The sequence below is a fragment of the Streptomyces sp. NPDC001980 genome (assembly GCF_040296885.1).
GTDB lineage: Bacteria > Actinomycetota > Actinomycetes > Streptomycetales > Streptomycetaceae > Streptomyces.
On sequence record NZ_JBEOYD010000016.1, the window covers coordinates 1 to 18,692 of the forward strand.

19 protein-coding genes are annotated in these 18,692 nt (G+C 72.8%); 6 read left to right on the forward strand and 13 right to left on the reverse strand.

From position 1 onward, the window contains the following. Positions 1-378 precede the first annotated feature (378 nt). Both ABT137_RS24270 and ABT137_RS24275 read right to left on the reverse strand, forming a co-directional pair. Positions 379-1,038 (reverse strand): helix-turn-helix transcriptional regulator, encoded by a 660-nt coding sequence (locus ABT137_RS24270; RefSeq protein ID WP_089104714.1) that lies wholly within the window; start codon positions 1,036-1,038, stop codon positions 379-381. A 352-nt stretch (positions 1,039-1,390) separates the two neighbouring features. After that, complete coding sequence (locus ABT137_RS24275; RefSeq protein WP_351712217.1) at positions 1,391-2,077, reverse strand: DUF3000 domain-containing protein; 687 nt, start codon at positions 2,075-2,077, stop codon at positions 1,391-1,393. Positions 2,078-2,185: 108 nt separating this feature from the next. Here ABT137_RS24275 and hemE point away from each other — a divergent pair, with 108 nt between their 5' ends. After that, a complete protein-coding gene (gene hemE / locus ABT137_RS24280) occupies positions 2,186-3,253 on the forward strand; it encodes a uroporphyrinogen decarboxylase (RefSeq protein ID WP_351712219.1) in 1,068 nt (355 codons plus the stop codon). A gap of 9 nt (positions 3,254-3,262) precedes the next feature. On the opposite strand, the gene ABT137_RS24285 is transcribed toward hemE, so the two are convergent. After that, a complete protein-coding gene (locus ABT137_RS24285; protein WP_351712221.1) occupies positions 3,263-4,087 on the reverse strand; it encodes a rhomboid family intramembrane serine protease in 825 nt (274 codons plus the stop codon). Between the two features lie 121 nt (positions 4,088-4,208). Between ABT137_RS24285 and ABT137_RS24290 the strand changes: the two genes are divergently transcribed. Beyond that, positions 4,209-4,517, forward strand: coding sequence for a hypothetical protein (locus ABT137_RS24290; protein ID WP_351712223.1), 309 nt, complete (start codon positions 4,209-4,211; stop codon positions 4,515-4,517). Positions 4,518-4,608: 91 nt separating this feature from the next. On the opposite strand, the gene ABT137_RS24295 is transcribed toward ABT137_RS24290, so the two are convergent. Both ABT137_RS24295 and ABT137_RS24300 read right to left on the reverse strand, forming a co-directional pair. Then, positions 4,609-5,997, reverse strand: a complete 1,389-nt coding sequence (locus tag ABT137_RS24295; protein ID WP_351712225.1) for an FAD-dependent oxidoreductase — start codon at positions 5,995-5,997, stop codon at positions 4,609-4,611. A gap of 37 nt (positions 5,998-6,034) precedes the next feature. Continuing rightward, positions 6,035-6,937: a DUF4349 domain-containing protein gene (locus tag ABT137_RS24300; RefSeq protein ID WP_351712227.1), complete on the reverse strand. Its 903-nt coding sequence runs from the start codon at positions 6,935-6,937 to the stop codon at positions 6,035-6,037. A gap of 154 nt (positions 6,938-7,091) precedes the next feature. Between ABT137_RS24300 and hemG the strand changes: the two genes are divergently transcribed. Both hemG and hemQ read left to right on the forward strand, forming a co-directional pair. Continuing rightward, complete coding sequence (hemG, locus tag ABT137_RS24305; protein WP_351712229.1) at positions 7,092-8,537, forward strand: protoporphyrinogen oxidase; 1,446 nt, start codon at positions 7,092-7,094, stop codon at positions 8,535-8,537. Between the two features lie 5 nt (positions 8,538-8,542). After that, positions 8,543-9,274, forward strand: a complete 732-nt coding sequence (gene hemQ, locus ABT137_RS24310; protein WP_351712231.1) for a hydrogen peroxide-dependent heme synthase — start codon at positions 8,543-8,545, stop codon at positions 9,272-9,274. A gap of 6 nt (positions 9,275-9,280) precedes the next feature. On the opposite strand, the gene ABT137_RS24315 is transcribed toward hemQ, so the two are convergent. From ABT137_RS24315 to ABT137_RS24340, 6 genes are all read right to left on the reverse strand, one after another. Continuing rightward, positions 9,281-10,927 carry an alpha/beta hydrolase gene (locus ABT137_RS24315; RefSeq protein WP_351712233.1) on the reverse strand — a complete coding sequence of 549 codons (1,647 nt, stop codon included), beginning with the start codon at positions 10,925-10,927 and terminating at the stop codon, positions 9,281-9,283. A gap of 152 nt (positions 10,928-11,079) precedes the next feature. After that, the gene (locus ABT137_RS24320; protein WP_351712234.1) at positions 11,080-11,859 is read right to left on the reverse strand and encodes a TIGR04222 domain-containing membrane protein; all 780 of its coding nucleotides are present in this window, start codon (positions 11,857-11,859) and stop codon (positions 11,080-11,082) included. 96 nt (positions 11,860-11,955) lie between these two features. Beyond that, positions 11,956-12,753, reverse strand: coding sequence for a DUF4142 domain-containing protein (locus ABT137_RS24325; RefSeq protein ID WP_351712235.1), 798 nt, complete (start codon positions 12,751-12,753; stop codon positions 11,956-11,958). A gap of 151 nt (positions 12,754-12,904) precedes the next feature. Further along, complete coding sequence (locus tag ABT137_RS24330; protein WP_351712237.1) at positions 12,905-14,188, reverse strand: MbnB/TglH/ChrH family RiPP precursor modification enzyme; 1,284 nt, start codon at positions 14,186-14,188, stop codon at positions 12,905-12,907. A 136-nt stretch (positions 14,189-14,324) separates the two neighbouring features. After that, the gene (locus ABT137_RS24335; protein ID WP_351712239.1) at positions 14,325-15,116 is read right to left on the reverse strand and encodes a DUF4142 domain-containing protein; all 792 of its coding nucleotides are present in this window, start codon (positions 15,114-15,116) and stop codon (positions 14,325-14,327) included. 106 nt (positions 15,117-15,222) lie between these two features. Further along, complete coding sequence (locus ABT137_RS24340; protein WP_351712241.1) at positions 15,223-15,924, reverse strand: peptidyl-tRNA hydrolase; 702 nt, start codon at positions 15,922-15,924, stop codon at positions 15,223-15,225. A gap of 142 nt (positions 15,925-16,066) precedes the next feature. Between ABT137_RS24340 and ABT137_RS24345 the strand changes: the two genes are divergently transcribed. Together ABT137_RS24345 and ABT137_RS24350 are read left to right on the forward strand one after the other, a co-directional pair. Continuing rightward, positions 16,067-16,963, forward strand: a complete 897-nt coding sequence (locus tag ABT137_RS24345; RefSeq protein WP_351712244.1) for an ABC transporter ATP-binding protein — start codon at positions 16,067-16,069, stop codon at positions 16,961-16,963. Then, positions 16,960-17,631, forward strand: a complete 672-nt coding sequence (locus tag ABT137_RS24350; RefSeq protein WP_351712246.1) for an ABC transporter — start codon at positions 16,960-16,962, stop codon at positions 17,629-17,631. The genes ABT137_RS24345 and ABT137_RS24350 overlap by 4 nt, the downstream gene beginning before the upstream one ends. On the opposite strand, the gene ABT137_RS24355 is transcribed toward ABT137_RS24350, so the two are convergent. Together ABT137_RS24355 and ABT137_RS24360 are read right to left on the reverse strand one after the other, a co-directional pair. Then, complete coding sequence (locus ABT137_RS24355; protein ID WP_351712248.1) at positions 17,623-17,805, reverse strand: hypothetical protein; 183 nt, start codon at positions 17,803-17,805, stop codon at positions 17,623-17,625. The genes ABT137_RS24350 and ABT137_RS24355 overlap by 9 nt on opposite strands. An 18-nt stretch (positions 17,806-17,823) precedes the next feature. Further along, a complete protein-coding gene (locus ABT137_RS24360; protein WP_351712250.1) occupies positions 17,824-18,678 on the reverse strand; it encodes a polysaccharide deacetylase family protein in 855 nt (284 codons plus the stop codon). Between the last annotated feature and the right edge of the window lie 14 nt (positions 18,679-18,692).

Sequence of the window (18,692 nt, forward strand, 5' to 3'; positions counted from 1 at the left end):
GTATTCATCTCCCGCGCCGCGCGCGGCGGGTTCGAGGTGGTGCACGTGGTCACACTGCTCGCGTACTTCGCCGTCGCGGTCGCCACGCACCGGCCCGTCGACGGAACGTTCCGTCGACGGGCGCCGGAGGGTCGTAAACCAGTCAGGTCGGTGAAAGATCAGGTCCACGAACGGGGGACAACGGGTTACGACGTGATGCCGGACCAGCGGCCGGTCCGGTCACGTCGGTGAACGTACGACCGGTCGGTGACGGACGATCGGTGGGACCGGTCGGTGAGATCGGGGATCTGGGATCGGTGATCGGCCATCGGTGGCCGGCCGCCGGCTGCCGGTCGTCGGTGGTGAGCCGTCGGCGATCGGTCGGTCGGTGCCGGTCGGTCAGTGGATGATGCCGGTGCGCAGGGCCACGGCGACCATCCCGGCGCGGTCGCCCGTGCCGAGCTTGCGGGCGATGCGGGCGAGGTGGCTCTTGACGGTGAGGGCGGACAGTCCCATCGAGACGCCGATCGCCTTGTTCGACTGGCCCTCCGCGACCAGCCGGAGCACCTCGACCTCACGGCCGGAGAGCTCGCGGTAGCCGCCCGGGTGGCTCGGGGCACCCGGGGGGCGGCGGTGCATGCGGGAGGCGGCGCCGATGGGGGCGGCACCGGGTCGGGTGGGGAGCCCGATGTTGGTGCGGGTGCCGGTGACGACGTAGCCCTTGACGCCGCCGGCCAGGGCGTTGCGCACGGCGCCGATGTCGTCGGCGGCGGACAGGGCCAGGCCGTTGGGCCAGCCCGCCGCGCGGGTCTCGGACAGGAGGGTCAGGCCGGAGCCGTCGGGGAGGTGGACGTCGGCGACGCAGATGTCGCGGGGGTTGCCGATGCGGGGACGAGCCTCCGCGATGGACGAGGCCTCGATGACATCGCGCACACCGAGCGCCCACAGGTGGCGGGTGACGGTGGAGCGGACGCGCGGGTCGGCCACGACCACCATGGCGGTGGGCTTGTTCGGGCGGTAGGCGACCAGGCTTGCGGGCTGCTCTAGGAGAACGGACACCAGGCCTCCTGGGGTGGGGGACGGGGGCCGGCTTGTGGGGAAGAAGCCGGGACGAACCGTGCTTTCAAGGTCACAGTCGTCTTCGGCACCAAACCCGTCCGCCTTTAGAGAATGATCACGATCTGGTGAGTAACAATACGTGCAATTCGGACACGCGATCGATCATCCGAAGATCGAATCGGTTCGGGCTGTTGCCGTACGGGACAGAAAGTGGCCGTATCGACAAAGAGATGGTCAATGAAGGGTGAGTCGACGGGACTCGGGTGGACGGGGTGAGTCGACGGGACTCGGGTGGACGGGTTGATTCGACGGGACCCGGGTGGACGGGTCCCTGATCTGCGACGGCGCGGGTTCAGCGCGCCTGCGGGTCGCGGCGCTGCGGCAGGGTGACCACCGAGGCGTCGCCCGGGGCGGCCGGCGGCAGGCCCGCCACCTGCGCCAGCAGGTCGCACCAGGAGGCGAGGTGGGCGGCGGTGTCCGGGACGCCGGTGCGGCCCTCCCGGGGCGTCCAGGAGGCCCGGATCTCGATCTGCGAGGCGGCGGGGCGCGCGGACAGCCCGCCGAAGTAATGCGAACTGGCACGCGTCACGGTCCCGCTCGGCTCGCCGTACGACAGGCCGCGCGCCTGGAGGGCGCCGGTCAGCCACGCCCAGCAGACGTCCGGCAGCAGCGGATCGGCCGCCATCTCCGGCTCCAGCTCCGCGCGTACCAGCGTGACCAGACGGAACGTGCCGTGCCAGGCGTCGTGCCCGGCCGGGTCGTGCAGCAGTACGAGACGCCCGTCGGCGAGATCCTGCTCGCCGTCGACCACCGCGGCCTCCAGGGCGTATGCGAACGGGGCGAGACGCTGCGGGGCGGGCGTCGGCTCCACCTCGACCTGCGGCCGCAGCCGGGCACCGCGCAGCGCGTCGACCGCGGCCCGGAAGGCCGGCGGTACCGGTGGCGCCGTACTCCCGGTATGTCCTTCGTCCTCCTCGGTGTCCTTCCCCTCGCCCATCCCGCCAGCGCCGTCCGACAGTCGTCCCTGAGCCGCAGCCATGCGGGGAAGAGTAAGGGGAACGGCGCCTTCGCGCAGGGAGAGACACCACCTAAGGACCATGTAAGGGCGCCGCGATGCCGGGTTCCGGGGCGTGCGAGACTTGCCGTCGTGAGTGCGAACGGAAGCCCCACGGGCCAGCAGCCGACAGCGACGTACGACAGTGCCTTCCTGAAGGCGTGCAGGCGTGAACCCGTGCCGCACACCCCCGTGTGGTTCATGCGGCAGGCCGGCCGTTCGCTGCCGGAGTACCACAAGGTGCGCGAGGGCATCCCGATGCTGGAGTCGTGCACGCGGCCCGAGCTGGTCGCCGAGATCACCCTCCAGCCCGTGCGCCGGCACCACGTGGACGCGGCGATCTACTTCAGCGACATCGTCGTCCCGCTCAAGGCCATCGGCGTCGACCTCGACATCAAGCCCGGCGTCGGCCCGGTCGTCGCGCACCCGATCCGCACCCGCGCCGACCTCGCCCAGCTCCGCGCCCTCACCCCCGAGGACGTCTCCTACGTCACCGAGGCGATCGGCCTGCTCACCGCCGAGCTCGGCCCGACCCCGCTGATCGGCTTCGCCGGCGCCCCGTTCACCCTCGCGAGCTACCTCGTCGAGGGCGGCCCCTCGCGCACCTACGAGAACGCCAAGGCGATGATGTACGGCGACCCGGAGCTCTGGGCCGACCTGCTCGACCGCCTCGCCGACATCACGGCCGCGTTCCTCAAGGTGCAGATCGAGGCCGGCGCCTCCGCCGTCCAGCTCTTCGACTCCTGGGCCGGCGCGCTGGCCCCCGCCGACTACCGCCGCTCGGTGCTGCCCGCCTCCGCGAAGGTCTTCGACGCCGTCGCCGGATACGGCGTCCCGCGCATCCACTTCGGGGTCGGCACCGGCGAACTGCTGAAGCTCATGGGCGAGGCCGGCGCGGACGTCGTCGGCGTCGACTACCGGGTCCCGCTCGACGAGGCCGTCCGCCGGATCGGCCCCGGCAAGGCGCTCCAGGGCAACCTCGACCCGACCGTCCTGTTCGCCGGCAAGGACGCGGTGGAGACCAAGGCGCGCGAGGTGCTCGACGCGGCTGCCGGTCTCGAGGGCCACGTCTTCAACCTGGGCCACGGCGTGATGCCGTCCACCGACCCCGACGCGCTGACCCGCCTCGCCGAGTTCGTCCACACCGAGAGCGAGCGCTGACCCGGTCCGCTACCAGCCGTGCCGGGGCCGGGCCCGCCTGCCGAACAGCAGGCCGCGCGGTTCCGGCGGCGGGGGCGTGCCCGGTTTGAGCGGCCAGGCGAGCACCATGCCCACCAGGAAGCCGACGATGTGCGCCGCGTACGCCACGGTCCCGGCGTCCGAGACGCCCTCGCCGGACGAGTAGACGGCCTGGAGCACGAACCAGAAGCCCAGCACCAGCCAGGCCGGGAGCCGCAGCGGCAGGAAGACCAGGAACGGGACCAGTACCCAGACCCTGGCCGTCGGGTAGAGGACGAGATACGCGCCCAGGACACCGGCGATCGCGCCGGACGCGCCGATCAGCGGGTCGCCCGACGAGGCGTTGACGAGCGCGAAGCCGTAGCCGGCCGCGTAGCCGCAGAAGACGTAGAAGAGGAAGAAGCGGATGTGGCCCATCCGGTCCTCGACGTTGTTGCCGAAGATCAGCAGGAACAGCATGTTGCCCAGCAGGTGCAGCCAGCTGCCGTGCAGGAACATCGCCGTGAAGACCGACAGCGCCGGCGACTTGTCGTAACCGGGCGGGCCGACGACACAGCCGGGGCCGCTCCGGCCGATGCCCACCTGGCCGGTCGGGACCACCTGCGGCAGCTGATGGTGGATCAGCTCCCGGGGGACCGCCGCGTAGTGGTCCATGAAAGCCTGCAGATGACACAGCTGCGCCAGATCGCTGCCGCCGGCCACGGAGCCGGCTATGCCGGGCGTGAAGAGGAAGACGAGCACGTTCGCGGCGATCAGCGCGTACGTCACGTACGGCGTGCGACGCACCGGGTTCACGTCATGAACGGGGATGACCACAGCTGACTAGTGCCCAGAGCGGGGGCGCTCGATGCGCGGGGAGCCCCGGTGAACGTCGTCACGCGCGCGTGCGTATGTCCTTGCGACCGACGTGAGGTTCAGGCGACGTGAGGAACAGGCGATGAACGAGCGGGTTGCTTCTCAGGGGTTCCCTCCCATGCAGGCCATGCCCGACGGTGAGGCCGAGATCTCCCTTGTCGTACGGCTGCCCTGGGAGGACGTGGCACGGCTCGGCCAGGAGGCGGGGCGGCTGGCCGCGCAGATGCAGCGGCCGGTGACGCTGGACGAGGCGGTGAGCAACCGGCTGCGGTCGACGCGACCCGCGGCCGCGCATGCGCGGCCGGGGACCGAGCAGGGGGGCGGGGTTGCCGCGGCTGCGCCGGGTGGTGCGGGGGTGACTTCGTTGCCGCGGATCAGTGGGACGGCTTGATCGCCGTTGCGGGGTGCGGGTGGGCTGTGGCTGGTCGCGCCCCGCGGCGGAGCCGCAAATCGACTACGTCCCGTGCCCCTTACGGGGCGCCTCAGTGACCGTTGCGCACCTTGGTCGCCGCCTTTCTGGCCGCTACGAGGACCGGGTCCCACACCGGTGAGAACGGTGGTGCGTAGCCCAGGTCCAGGGCCGTCATCTGTTCCACGGTCATGTTCGCCGTCAGGGCCACCGCCGCGATGTCGACCCGTTTGCCCGCGCCCTCCCGGCCCACGATCTGGACGCCGAGCAGGCGGCCCGTGCGGCGTTCCGCGAGCATCTTGACCGTCATGGGGCTCGCGCCGGGGTAGTAGCCGGCGCGGCTCGTGGACTCGATGGTGACCGTCTCGAACTGCAGGCCCACCCGGAGCGCGTCCTTCTCGCGCAGGCCGGTGCGGGCGATCTCCAGGTCGCAGACCTTGCTCACCGCCGTGCCGACGACACCCGGGAACGTGGCGTAACCGCCGCCCACGTTGGTGCCGATGACCTGGCCGTGCTTGTTGGCGTGGGTGCCCAGCGGGATGTACTGCTCCTGGCCCGAGACCAGGTTCAGGACTTCCACGCAGTCGCCGCCCGCCCAGATGTCCTCGTGCCCGCGCACCCGCATCGCGAGGTCGGTGAGCAGGCCGCCGTGCCCGCCGACGGGCAGGCCCGCCGCCTGGGCCAGGCCGGTCTCCGGGCGGACGCCGATGCCCAGGATCACCACGTCCGCCGGGTACTCGGCGTCCTCCGTGGCCACCGCGCGCACCCTGCCGTCCTGGCCGGTGAGCACCTTGGTGACCGCGGCGTCGTTCACCATGGTGATGCCGAGGCCCTCCATGGCCTCGTGCACCAGGCGGCCCATGTCCGGGTCGAGCGTGGACATCGGCTCGCTGCCGCGGTTGACGACCGTCACCTCGTAGCCCCGGTTGATCAGCGCCTCGGCCATCTCGACGCCGATGTAACCGGCGCCGACCACCACGGCCCGGCGGCCACGCGTGCCCGCCAGCGTGTCGAGGAGGGCCTGGCCGTCGTCCAGGGTCTGCACGCCGTGCACCCCCGGCGCGTCCGCGCCCGGCATGTCGGGGCGGATCGGGCGGGCGCCGGTGCCGATGACGAGCTTGTCGTACGGCGTCCAGGACTCGGCGCCGGAATCGACGTCACGCGCGCGTACCCGCTTCCCGGCCACGTCGATCTCCGTGACCTCGGTGCGCATCCGCAGGTCGATCGCGCGGGCGCGGTGCTCCTCGGGGGAGCGGGCGATCAGATGGTCCCGTTCCTCGACGTCGCCGCCGACCCAGTACGGGATCCCGCACGCCGAGTAGGAGGTGAAGTGGCCGCGTTCGAAGGCCACGATCTCCAACTCGTCCGGTCCCCGCAGCCGACGCGCCTGGGACGCCGCGGACATGCCCGCGGCGTCACCGCCGATCACGACCAGTCGTTCCCGCCCACCGTTCATGCTCATGCGAACACGCTACGGGGCGCGGGCATTTCGGGCTCGCTCAGGTCTCGCTGCCGGGCTGCGCGGTGGTACGGCGCCGACGGGCGATCCGCCACCACAGCAGCGCCAGTACGGCCGCCAGGGCGGCGAACGGCAGGGCTGCGCCCAGCGCCAGCGCGATCCAGCGCAGCATGGTGACGAAGACGTGCCAGCCGCCGGACACGGCGTCCACGAACCCCGGGGAGTCGTCCTTCGCGGCCGCCTTCTTCACCGGCGTCCCGGTGAGGGACAGCGTGATCGTGGCCATGCTCGTGCGGTCCTTCAGGGACGCCTGCTGGGCCAGCAGCGACTCCAGGTCGGCCTCCCGGCTGCTCAACTCCCCTTCCAGGGTGACCACGTCACTGAGCTTGGCCGCCCGGTCCATCAGCTCGCGGATCCGGGCCACGCTGGCCCGCTGCGACCTGACCCGGCTGTCCACGTCGACCACCTGGTCGGTGACGTCCTGCGCCTTCGCGGTGCGGTCGATCAGCTTGCCGGCACCCTGGAGGTCGCTGAGCACCTCGTCGTACTTCTCGGTGGGCACCCGGAGGACCACGCGGGTGCGTTCACGGCCCCCGGAATCCCGGGTGGTGGTCTCGTTGCCGACGTAGCCGCCGGCGTCCTCGGCCGTGGTGCGGGCCGCGTCGAGGGCCTTGGGGACGTCCTTGACCTGCACGGTCAGCGAGGCGGTGCGGATGATCCGGTTCACCGTGAGGTCGGGCGTGGTCCTGCCGGTCCCGCTGCCGCTGTCCTTGGCACCTGCCGAGCCCGCCGCCTCCTTGGCCGCGCTGTTCACGTCGGCCTTGGCATCGCTGGCGGAGCCGCCGTCGGAGCTGTCGTTCGCCCCGCATCCGGTGAGGACGAGGGCGGCGGCGAGCAGGAGGCCGGCGAGGGCGGGGCGTACGGGTCGTACGGGATGGCGCATGGTTCCCCCCGAGGGTGGTGATGACTGACGCGACTTCGACGCCGGGGCGGGGCGGGACGTTCGGGGGCGACGGTTCCGGTGTGGTCACGGTCCGGACGCGTACGGGTCACCGGGCCGGGGCGGGCGTGTCAGTGCGGTCTGAGAGAGTGAGGTCATGAGCGCAACGGGCACGGGCCAGGTCGTCGTCATCGGAGCCGGGATCGCGGGACTGGCCGCGGCGCACCGGCTGCTGGAGCGCGGCGCGCGCGTGACCGTGCTGGAGGCCTCGGAGAGAGTCGGCGGCAAGCTGCTGCCCGGCGAGATCGCGGGTGTCCGGGTCGACCTGGGCGCCGAGTCGATGCTGGCCCGCAGGCCCGAGGCGGTCGCCCTGGCCCGCGAGGCAGGGCTCGGCGAGCGGCTGCAGGCCCCCGCCACCGCCACCGCCTCCATCTGGACCCGGGGCGCGCTGCGCCCCATGCCCAAGGGCCATGTCATGGGCGTTCCCGGCACCGCCGCCGCGCTGTCCGGCGTGCTGTCCCAGGAGGGCCTCGCCCGCATCGAGCGCGACGCCGACCTGCCCCGCACCGTGGTCGGCGACGACGTGGCGGTGGGGGAGTACGTCGCCGCCCGGCTGGGCCGCGAGGTCGTCGACCGGCTGGTCGAGCCCCTGCTCGGCGGGGTCTACGCGGGCGACGCGTACCGCATCTCGATGCGCTCCGCGGTCCCGCAGCTCTACCAGGCCGCGCAGACCCACGACTCGCTGACGGAGGCCGTCCGCGAGATCCAGGCCAGGGCGGCGGCGAACCAGCAGACCGGGCCGGTCTTCATGGGCATCGAGGGCGGCGTCGGCACCCTGCCGCTCGCGGTGGCCGAGTCGGTGCGGGCCCGTGGCGGCGAGATCCTGACCGGTACGCCCGTGACCGGACTGCGCAGGGAACCCCGGGGCTGGCGGCTCGCCACGACCGGCCGGGAGCTGCACGCCGACGCCGTGATCGTTGCCGTACCGGCGCCCGTCGCCGCCGGCCTGCTGCGCGCCGAGGCACCCGCCGCCGCGGCCGAACTGGCCGCCGTCGAATACGCCTCGATGGCCCTGATCACCCTCGCCTACCGCCGCGCCGAACTCGGCCTCCCCGCCGGCAGCGGCTTCCTCGTCCCGCCCGTGGACGGCCGCACCATCAAGGCGTCCACCTTCGCCTCCCAGAAGTGGGGCTGGATCGCCGACGAGGACCCGGACGTCGTCGTCCTGCGCACCTCGGTCGGCCGGTACGGCGAGACCGCGGTCCTCGGCCGCGACGACGCCGACCTCGTCGACCTCTCCCGGCACGACCTGCGCGCCGCCACCGGCCTGGACGCGGCCCCCGTCGCCACCCGCGTCACCCGCTGGACCGACGGCCTGCCCCAGTACCCGGTCGGCCACCACGCGCGCGTGGCCCGCGTCCGCGAGCACGTCGCCAAGCTCCCGGGCCTCGCGGTGTGCGGCGCGCAGTACGACGGCGTCGGCATCCCCGCCTGCATCGCGAGCGCGTACGCGGCGGTGGACCAGCTGGCGGGCGACCTCACCGGGGTCGAGGAGCTGACGGCCAACCCGGTGCAGAGCCTGCACGGCGGAGCGGGAGAATAGGGAGCATGAGTGACGACGCCCCCACCACCGAGTCCGGCAGGATCCCGAACAAGGGCAAGCTGGCCAAGGACCTCAACGAGGTCATCCGGTACACCCTGTGGTCGGTCTTCAAGCTGAAGGACGTGCTGCCCGAGGACCGCGCGGGCTACGCCGACGAGGTCCAGGAGCTGTTCGACCAGCTCGCCGCCAAGGACGTGACCGTCCGCGGCACCTACGACGTCTCCGGGCTGCGCGCCGACGCCGACCTGATGATCTGGTGGCACGCCGAGACGAGCGACCAGCTCCAGGAGGCGTACAACCTCTTCCGCCGCACGAAGCTGGGCCGCGCGCTCACGCCGGTCTGGTCGAACATGGCGCTGCACCGCCCCGCCGAGTTCAACCGCTCGCACATCCCGGCGTTCCTCGCCGACGAGACCCCGCGCAACTACGTCAGCGTGTACCCGTTCGTGCGGTCGTACGACTGGTACCTGCTGCCGGACGAGGACCGCCGCCGGATGCTCGCCGACCACGGCAAGATGGCCCGCGGCTACCCGGACGTGCGGGCCAACACGGTCGCCTCGTTCTCGCTCGGCGACTACGAGTGGGTGCTGGCCTTCGAGGCCGACGAGCTGTACCGCATCGTCGACCTCATGCGCCACCTGCGCGGTTCCGAGGCCCGCCGGCACGTCCGCGAGGAGGTCCCGTTCTACACGGGCCGCCGCAAGGACATCGCGGAGCTGGTCGCGGGCCTCGCCTGACGGTCGTCAGCGCTGGCCGGTCTTGCCCTTCAGGGAGTCCCGCAGGTTCTTCCGCCGGGCATGGTCGGCCGGCGCCGCCGCCTTCGGCTCCGCGTGCCCCGCACACGAGGCGCGCCGGTGCGGGAGCCGGCCCTCCAGCAGGTAGGCCTCCAGGTACCCGTTCACGCACTTGTTGGGGCCGCCGCCGATGCCGTGCGTGCCCGCGTCCCGCTCGGTCACCAGCACCGAGTCGGACAGGCGCCGGTTCATCTCCAGCGCGCCCGCGTATGGCGTGGCCGCGTCCCGCTCGGCCTGCAGGATGAGCGTCGGCGGCAGCTCACCGGGGCCCGTCCGCACGTCCAGCGGCCGCTGCCGGGGCACCGGCCAGTAGGCGCACGGCAGGTTCATGAAGGCGTTGTCCCAGGTCTCGAAGGGCGCCACGCGCGCGAGCCGGGTGTTGTCCCGGTTCCAGGTCTGCCACTTCGTCGGCCAGGACGCGTCGTTGCATTCGACGGCCGTGTAGACCGCGTTGCCGTTCTCCGCCTCGGCGGCCGCCTCCGCCGCCGGTGCCGCCAGCCGGACCAGGGGCTTGGCGTCCCCCTTCAGGAACTTCGACAGCGCCTCCGCCCGGCTCGGCCAGAAGTCGTCGTAGTACCCGGCCGACAGGAACGCGCCCTGCAACTGCCCCGGCCCGACCTTCCCGCCGGCCGCCTTCTTGGCCAGCCGCTTGACGGCCTTGTCGTAACTCGCCTGCACCTTCGCGGCCGTGTTCCCGAGCTTGTACACGGCGTCGTTCCTGGCGATCCACTCCCGGAAGTCCGCCCAGCGGCTCTCGAACGCGGCCGACTGCTCGAGGTTGTTCCGGTACCAGACCTGCGCCGGGTCCGGGTTCACCGCCGAGTCCAGCACCATCCGCCGTACGTGCGAGGGGAAGAGGGTCGCGTACAGCGCGCCGAAGTAGGTGCCGTACGAGGCGCCCATGAAGGTCAGCCGGTTCTCGCCGAGCGCCGCGCGCAGCACGTCCAGGTCACGGGCGTTGTTGAGCGAGGTGTAGTGGCGGAGCCTGCTCCCGGACCGCTTCAGGCAGCCTTTCGCGTACGCCTTCGCCTCCTTGATCCGGGCCTTCTTGTACGCCTCGGAGGGGTGCGCCGGCGACTGCGACGGCGCCCGGTAGAAGTGCTGGGGGTCGACGCAGGACAGCGGGGCGGAGCGGTCGACGCCACGCGGGGCGTAGCCGACCAGGTCGTAGGCGGCGGCGATGCGCTTCCACTCGGGCAGCACACCGACCATCGGGAAGAGCATGCCGGAGGCGCCGGGGCCGCCCGGGTTGTAGACCAGGACGCCCTGCCGGGGCACCCTGCGCTTGCTGTTGTGCGGGTCCTTGTGGGTGGCCGCCATCCTGCTGACGGTCAGTTTGATCTGCTTGCCGTCCGGGTGCGCGTAGTCCAGCGGGACGCTGACCGTGCCGCACCGGAAGGTGTCCGGCGCCTCCAGGTCGGTGGCGCACCTGCCGAAGTCGACACCCGCCGCGCGCGCCCGCGCGGCGGCCACGGCGGTGCCGTGCAGTTCGGCCGCCGCCGTGTCCGGGACGCGGGGGGCGCTCCCGGCCGGGGCGGCGGCCAGGGTGGTCAGGATCAGGGACCCGGCGGCCGAGTACAGGGCGGGGGCTCTCATGGCGTATCCCTTCGGTGCAACGGCTGCGGTGGCGTGGCGGCAAGGGCACCACAGCGACTGCACGGCAGCAATAAAAGGGATATTTCGACCGGTTGTCGGTGAAGGCAAGCACCATCGGCCGGTGTCGGCGCCAATCCCCCTATGCGCCCCGCTCACTCCCTCGGAAGCTGGTCCCGGTGTGCGAAGGCCGCACGCAGCTCCGGCTCGCCGATCGCGCGGATGCCCCGGACGGCGACGGAGGCCAGCAGCGAGTGGTCGTCGGCCGCGCGGTTCGCCCGCCGGTGCAGGGTGCCAAGGAGCCGCTGGCCGGCCGGGGAGGCCCAGCGCGAGTACGGGTGCACCTCGACCCGGGCGATGGCCAGACAGCTCAGTGTCAGGGTGAGGGGCAGCGCGAACCAGACGGCGACCAGGTCGCGCGGCATCTCGGTCGGAGCGGGCAGCGTGAGCGCGACGACGCCGAGCCCGAGGATCGCCAGCGCGGCGGCCCGGACCTGCCGGACACCGGAGGCGACCGTCGTCCGCGCCGCCGAGTCGGGCACCGCGAGCCCCGCCCGCACCAGCTCCTCGCCGAGACTCCGCACGGCGTCCGTGTCGGCCGCCGCCGAGCGTACCGGCGCTATCCGCGACTGCCCCTCGGGCCCGATGGCCCCTATCACCGACCGCTCCATCTCGTCCCGCCCCCGCGGGTCCACGACGGTCGCCCAGCCGGTGTGGGCGAGCAGCAGCCGCCGTTGCCGGGCCATGGACACCAGCGTCAGATCGGCGACCCGCGCGGGCCCGCCGGACAGGAACGCGGCCTCGTACAGCGTCAGATCGTGTCCGTGGCCCGCGTCCGCGTCGACGGCCGCCGTCCGTACGGCGGCCAGGCACAGCCGGGTGCAGGCGGTGCCGGCGACGGCCCAGGCCAGGAGCAGCAGAAGGACCCAGAACATGACACGTTTCTATGCCAGGGTCCCGGCCACCGCCATGCCCTGTTCACATTCCGGACCGAGTGTTGTAGGTATGTGACGTTCCGCTTCCCGCGCAGGTCAGGGGTTGTCAGAGGTCGGCTCCGGGCTGGCGGTGGCGGGCGGCAGCGTGTACGTCGGGGACGGCGACGGGGTCGGTGCCGGCCCCGGTGCGACGGGGGTCGCGTCCGCCGGGGCGACCACGGGCGGTGCGGCGACGGGGGAGGGCGTGGTGGCCAACTGCTGCGCCAGCGTGCCGAAGTCGACGTAGCCGGTCGCCTCCAGGACCTTGATGTGGTCCAGGACGGTGGTGTTGGCGTCGTCCGCGAGGTCGCGGACCAGGGTGTTCTGGGTGGCCGCGCGGACCTGGGCGACCAAGGAGAAGACCCGGCCGTGCGCCAGCCGCACGATGTTCGCGAACTCCCGGTCGAAGTCCTGCCCCTGCGCGGCGCTCAGCGTGGCGAGCCACTGTTGCTGCTGGACGTTCGGCCCGTTCGGGATCGGCACGCCGAGCTGGGTGGCGACGGTGCGGACGTGGGCGTCGAGGGAGGTGTGCCCGTCGACGAGGTGCTGCCCGGCGGTCCGTACGGCGGCCGTGGTGCCCTTCTGCTCCGCCATCTCCCCGGCCGGCAGCTCCCAGAGCCCGGCGAGGCGGACCTTCACGATGAAGTCCCGGTCCTGCGCGGACAGCGGGCCGTACGCCGTCGACACGGTCTGGACGCTGAGCACGTTCACCGAGCCGGTCGGGTCGGAACGGTCGGCGTACGACCAGATCGGGAAGACCAGGGCGGCGAGGGTCGCCGCGAGACAGACGAAGATCAGCCCGGTACCGCTGAATATGCCTCGTCCCTGGACGGGGGGTCGGGGTCGCGCGCGCATGATGCCTCCTGCACCGCACGGTGGGGCTTCGCCGTGCGGGGTTGGCATATTACCGAGGGGGTCGGGATGGTCCTTCGGCTGCGGGTGCGTGGGGGCTGGTCGCGCAGTTCCCCGCGCCCCTTAAAAGACATAGCTGCGCCCCCCCGGGCCACTACCCCCGCCGCAGCAGCACTCTCCGCGCCAGCGACCGCCGGGGTGCCGACCCCGCCCGCTCCAGCCACCATCCCTCCAGCCGCCGACGAGAGGCCCCGTCCCCCGGCCGCCCCGCCCGCAGCAGCTCCCCCGCGAACTCCAGCGCGTCCCGCCGATAGCCCCCCGTCATCGGCCGCTCCTGCGCATACGCCAGGAACGTCGCCCGATATCCCGTCCCCAGAATCTCCGCCAGCTCCGGTGCGACCTTCGCCACCACATCCGCCCGCTTCGCCGCCAGCGCCCGCGCCTGCACCCCCATCCGCACCCGGTCGAACCCCTCCGGCACCGGCGTCCCCGCGACCAGCGACGACAGCACCGCGGTCTGCGCGAGCCCGACCCGCTGCCGGGTGGCGTCGGAGACCTCGGGGGCGGGAGCCGTCGGCGAGGTCTCCCGCGGGTCGCCGGCCGCCGCACCCCCGGCCGCGACCGCCGCCCGGATCGCCGCCACCTCCCGCTCCAGCTCGGCCGGTGCCGGGAAGTTCTCGTCGCGCTCCAGCAGCACACCCGGCGGCGCGACCCGGGACGCGAGGCCGGTCAGGATGTCCAGGACCGCCTGGGGCACCGGGTGGGCGTGGCTGTCGTGCCAGACGCCGTCCCGCTCGAAGCCGCCCGCGACATGGACGTAGGCGATCGCCTCCACGGGAAGCTCGGCGAGCGCCTTGGCCGGGTCCTCGCCCCGGTTGACGTGGTTGGTGTGCAGGTTCGCCACGTCGATCAGCAGCCGTACCCCGGTACGGTCCACGAGGTCGTACAGGAACTGCCCCTCGGTCATCTCCTCGCCCGGCCACGAGATGAGCGCGGCGATGTTCTCGACGGCGAGCGGCACGGGCAGCGCGGCCTGGGCGATGCGGACGTTCTCGCAGAGCACGTCGAGGGCGTCCCGGGTGCGGGGGACGGGGAGCAGGTGGCCCGCCTCCAGGACGGGCGAGGCCGTGCGCGGGCCGCCCGCGCGGACGAACGCGATGTGCTCGGTGACCAGCGGCGAGCCCAGCGCCGCCACCCGCTCGGCGAGCGCGGCGAGCCGCTCCTCGTCCGGGCGGTCCGCGCCGCCGAGGCCCAGCGAGACGCCGTGCGGTACGACGGTGACCCCGCGCTCGCGCAGCCGCCGCAGCGACTCGGGGAGGTGGCCCGGACAGGTGTTCTCGGCCACGACCTCGACCCAGTCGATGCCCGGCATGCGCTCCACGGCGTCCGCGATCTCCGGCCGCCAGCCGATGCCCGTACCCAGCCGCTCCACGGTCATGGTCGTCCCCCTCCTGCTCCGACCCGCTCCGAATGACGGGGGTATGGCCCCGGAGCGCGTCCGCGAACCGTGTTGCCTGCCGCTTCAGAGCAACATTTGAGGTTCGCGGCCGCGCTCCGGGGAGCTGTGGGGCCGGCTACCCGCCGAGCACGCCCAGGCTGTCCACGGGATCCGGGCGCGCGGTGTTCACCGTGCCCGGCGTGCCGGGGGAGGGCCGGGACGTGGTGCGCACGTCGCCGCTGGCCTGCGCGGCCGGTGCGGAGGGCACCACCACCCCGGGTGCCGGCACCGCCGGACCGGTCGGGCTGGCGGTGCTCGCGTTGGCGATCTCGTTGGCGATGGCCTCGAAGTCGACCTTCCCGGTCTTCTCCAGGATCGTGATGTGGTCCAGCACGGTCTGGTTGGCGTCCGAGGCCAGCTGCCGTACCAGGCTGTTGCGGGTGGTGTTCCGTACCGTCCCGATCGCCGGGAAGATCTTGCCGTGCGCGGCCCGCAGCAGATTCACGAACTTGTACTCGTACTCCGCGCCGGTCGCCGCCGACATCTCCTGGAGCCAGCCCTGCTGCTGCTCGTTCGGCACGTTGGGCAGCTCGACGCCCAGCTGCCCCGCGACGATCCGGACCCGCCGGTCCAGGTCGGTGTGGCCGACGATCAGATGGTCGCCGGCCTCCTTGATCGCCGCGCTCGGCGCCCGCTCGATGGCCTGCTGCCCGGCCGGCAGCTCCCACAGCCCGGCCAGCCGGACCCGCACGATCAGATCGCGGTCGGCGGCGGACAGCGGGCCCCACTGGGTGGCCACGGTCCCCGCCGCCAGGTTCGCCTGCCCGGTGCCGGAGCGGTCGGCGTACGACCACACGGGATAGGCGAGCGCCCCGAGCGTGGTGGCCAGGGCCGCCATGATCATGGCCGTACCGTTGAAACGCCGCAAGGGATGCCTCCCCGTGTCGCTGGTTCAGTGCCAGGACGTACGGGTGCGACGGCGGCGGTGTTCAAACAAACGGCAAAGTTCGTCAGGAGAGTTAAAAAAGACCAGGTCAGTGAAGTGCCGGATGGTCCGCGACCACCGTGCAGCTGCCCGGCGCGATCTCGGTGAACCCGGCGTCCCGCACCAACGGCAGCCCGCTGCCCGTCAGTTCACGCCACTCGGCCGGATCGGCGGTCCGCACGGCGAGCGGGAACCCGGCGTCGCGCCACGCCTCCCGCTCCTCCTCCGACAGCGCCCACCAGGCCAGTTGGGCCCCGTGCCCGGCCTGCGCCATGGCCTTGCCGGCCGACATCTCCAACTCCGGGTTCAGCCACAGCACCGGCGCGGACCGGTCGGCACCCACGGGCGGCTCGGGGTCGTCCAACTCGGTCCCGGACACCTGCAACTTGGCCAGCTCCCTGGGCCACCCGTCCAGGGGAACCGGCGGAAACACCCGTACCTCGGCGGACTTCCCCGTGAGGGTGATACCGGGCAACTCCCCGGCCCGCCGCCACTCGGCCCCCCGAGCCCGCCGCACGACCTTCCGGATCCGCGCGTCCTCCCAGTCCCGAACGGCCTGCGCCCACTCACCGTCGCCGAGGGCCCGCTCATCACTGAGCATGGTCAGCACGGCCCGAGCGGCGGTTTCGAGTGCGTCGGTGCGGGCCGGGGGAGCCGACTTCTCCATCCGCACGACGAGGGGCAGCACGAACTGGGGTGCTTCGTCGCGTGTGGTCGGCTCGGTCTGAAAGGGACTGTCTCCGGGTGACATGGAATCAACGCTCACCCCGTCACCCTAAGGGGCGCGGGCCGTGTCAATGTGCGGCTCCGCCGCGTGGGCGCGACCAGCCACAACGCGCCCGCAGTCCGAGACGGTGCACACCCCGATGGCGGGACCGCACGACAATACCCTCATGCACCGTGATCTTGAACTGGCCCGCGTAGGCCGCCGCTACGGCATACGCGGCCCCTGGGTGTTAAGAGGCGTCGACCTCACCCTCACCCCCGGCTCCCTCACCCGCGTGGAAGGAGCGAACGGCACCGGCAAGTCCACCCTGCTCCGCATCGTCGCCGGCATAGACACCCCCACCGAGGGCCGCATCACCGGCCGCCCCCGCACCGCGTACGTCCCCGAGCGCTTCCCCTCGGCCCTGCCCTTCACCCCCTCCGGCTACCTCACCCATCTCGGCACCGTCCACGGCCTCTCCCGCCGCTCGGCCGCCGCCCGCGCAGCGGACTGGCTGGAGCGGTTCGGCGCCGCGGCCTACGCGGCCACGCCCATGGCCCAGCTCTCCAAGGGCACCAGCCAGAAGGTCGCGGTCGCCCAGGCGCTGCTCGCCGACCCCGAACTCCTCGTCCTCGACGAGGCCTGGACCGGCCTGGACGCCGAGGCCCGCGCCGAGCTGGAGCGGGCCGTCGCCGAGCGCACCGCCGCCGGGGGCGCCGTGGTGTTCGTCGATCACGATCCCCGGCGGCTCGCGGGCGCGCCCGACGCGATCCACCAGGTCGTCGACGGCACCCTCAAACCCCGTACCGCCCAGGCGGCTTCACCCGCCGGTCCGCTCACCGTGGTCACCGTCCGGGGCCCGGCCGGCGGCCGGCTGCCCGCCGACGCGACCCGCACGGCGGTCTCGGCGGAGGAACCGACCCCCGGCACCTACCGTCTTACGGTTCCCGCGTCCCACTCGGACGTGGTCCTGCGCGCCCTGCTCACGGCCCGGCCGCCCTGGCACGTGGTCTCCGTCAGCCCCGACGACAGCCCCAACGACAGCCCTTCGGACGTCCCACCGGACGAGAAAGACCGCCCATGACCGCACTCCTGCGCTACCAGACCGCTCTCCTCCTGCGCTCCCAGCGCTGGCTGCCCCCGGTGATCCTGTACGCGGTGTTCCTGGGCGTGGGTGTGCAGAGCGGTCAGCCGGTGCTGGACTCGCTCGGCTACACGGCCGCCGCGCTGCTGCCGGTGGCCGCCTGGCTGGTGCGGATCTGCGTCACGGGCGAACCGCCGGCCGCCCGCGCCTGTGTCACGGCGGCCCGCGGCCCGGCCAGAGCCCATCTGGCCGCCCTGCTCACCGCCCTCTTCGCCGCCGCGCTGCTCGGCACGGCGGCCACCCTGGTCGTGACGGTGATCAGCCACCACGCCACCAACGACCAGCGGCTTCCCGTACCACCCCTGCGGGCCGGTGCCGCCGGCCTCCTCGCCACCCTCGCCTGCGCACTGCTGGGCACCGCCGTCGGCGCGCTCACCAACCGCCCGCTGCTGCGCTCGCCGGGCCGGGCGGTGCCCACGATGCTGCTGGCCGCCCTGCTCTCGATGGTGGTCGGTGGCTCCCCGGCACACGCGGCCGTCAGCGGTCTGGTCACCGGTTCGGAGTCCGGCCGGATCCCCGTCTCCCCGCTGCCGGTGGCCGCGGCGGCCCTGCTCACCGCCGCGGCCTTCACCCTGGCCTGCGCCCTCAACGGCCGCCGCTCATCCTGAGCAGGCGGTCCGCTGTGCTTCCTGCCACTCGCATCGCGGGCACATCGTGATGCCCTTGTACGACTCCGGGTACTCCGTCGGCTCCCGGCACAGCACGCACTCGGCGTACGGCGGACCGTCCGCCGTCGGCGGCTTCGCGGTCTCGTCGGTCGTGCAGTAGCCCTCGTCGCTCATGTCTCCAGCGTAGGACCGTCACCGGTGACCCGGCGTCTGCCCGATCAGCTCGGAGACCTTCACGAACCGGAAGCCCCGCTTGCGCAGCTCCGGTACGACGGTCCGCACCACCTGCTCGGTCGTCGGGGCGGCGCTGCGGGTGCAGTGCATGACGACCACGGAACCGGGCTTCACCCCGTCCAGCACCTGCTTGGTCACCGCGTCGGCGTCCGTCGCGAAGGCGTCCCCGCTCACCACGTCCCACTGCACCGCGGTGACCCCGAGCGCGCCGACCGCGCGCAGCGCCTGCCGGTCGTAGCAGCCGCCGGGGAAGCGGAAGTACGGCATCGGGTGCGGCACCCCGGCGCGGAGCAGGGCGGCGTAGGCGCGCTCCACGTCCGACTTCATGTTCGCGGCGGCGACGGTCGGCAGGCCGTAGCAGTCGCCGGTGAACGCGTAGTGGCTGTAGGAGTGGTTGGCGACCTCGAACTGCGGGTCGCGGCCGAGGGAGCGGGCCTGAGCCGGGTACTCGTCGGCCCAGCGGCCGGTCATGAAGATCGTGGCCGGCACCTTCAGCCTGCGCAGGGTCGCGATCAGCGCCGGGTTGTCGAAATGCTCACCCTTGGCCGCGCGCGGCCCCTGGTCGGCGGTCATGTCGGCGTCGAAGGTCAGGGCGACGGTCTTGCCCAGGGTGCGCGGACCGTTCGTGAAGACGGGTGCCGTACCGCCGGGCCCGGGGGCGAGCGTGGGCGGCGGGGTGGCGGTGGAGGAGGCCTTCGCGGGGGCCGGGGGGCCGGCGTGGGGGGCCTCGGTGGTGCCACAGGCGGCGAGCGCGGCGCCCAGGGCGACGCATACGGCGGTCGTACCGGAAAGACGGCGTGCTAGTCGGATCACCGTATGAACGTAGA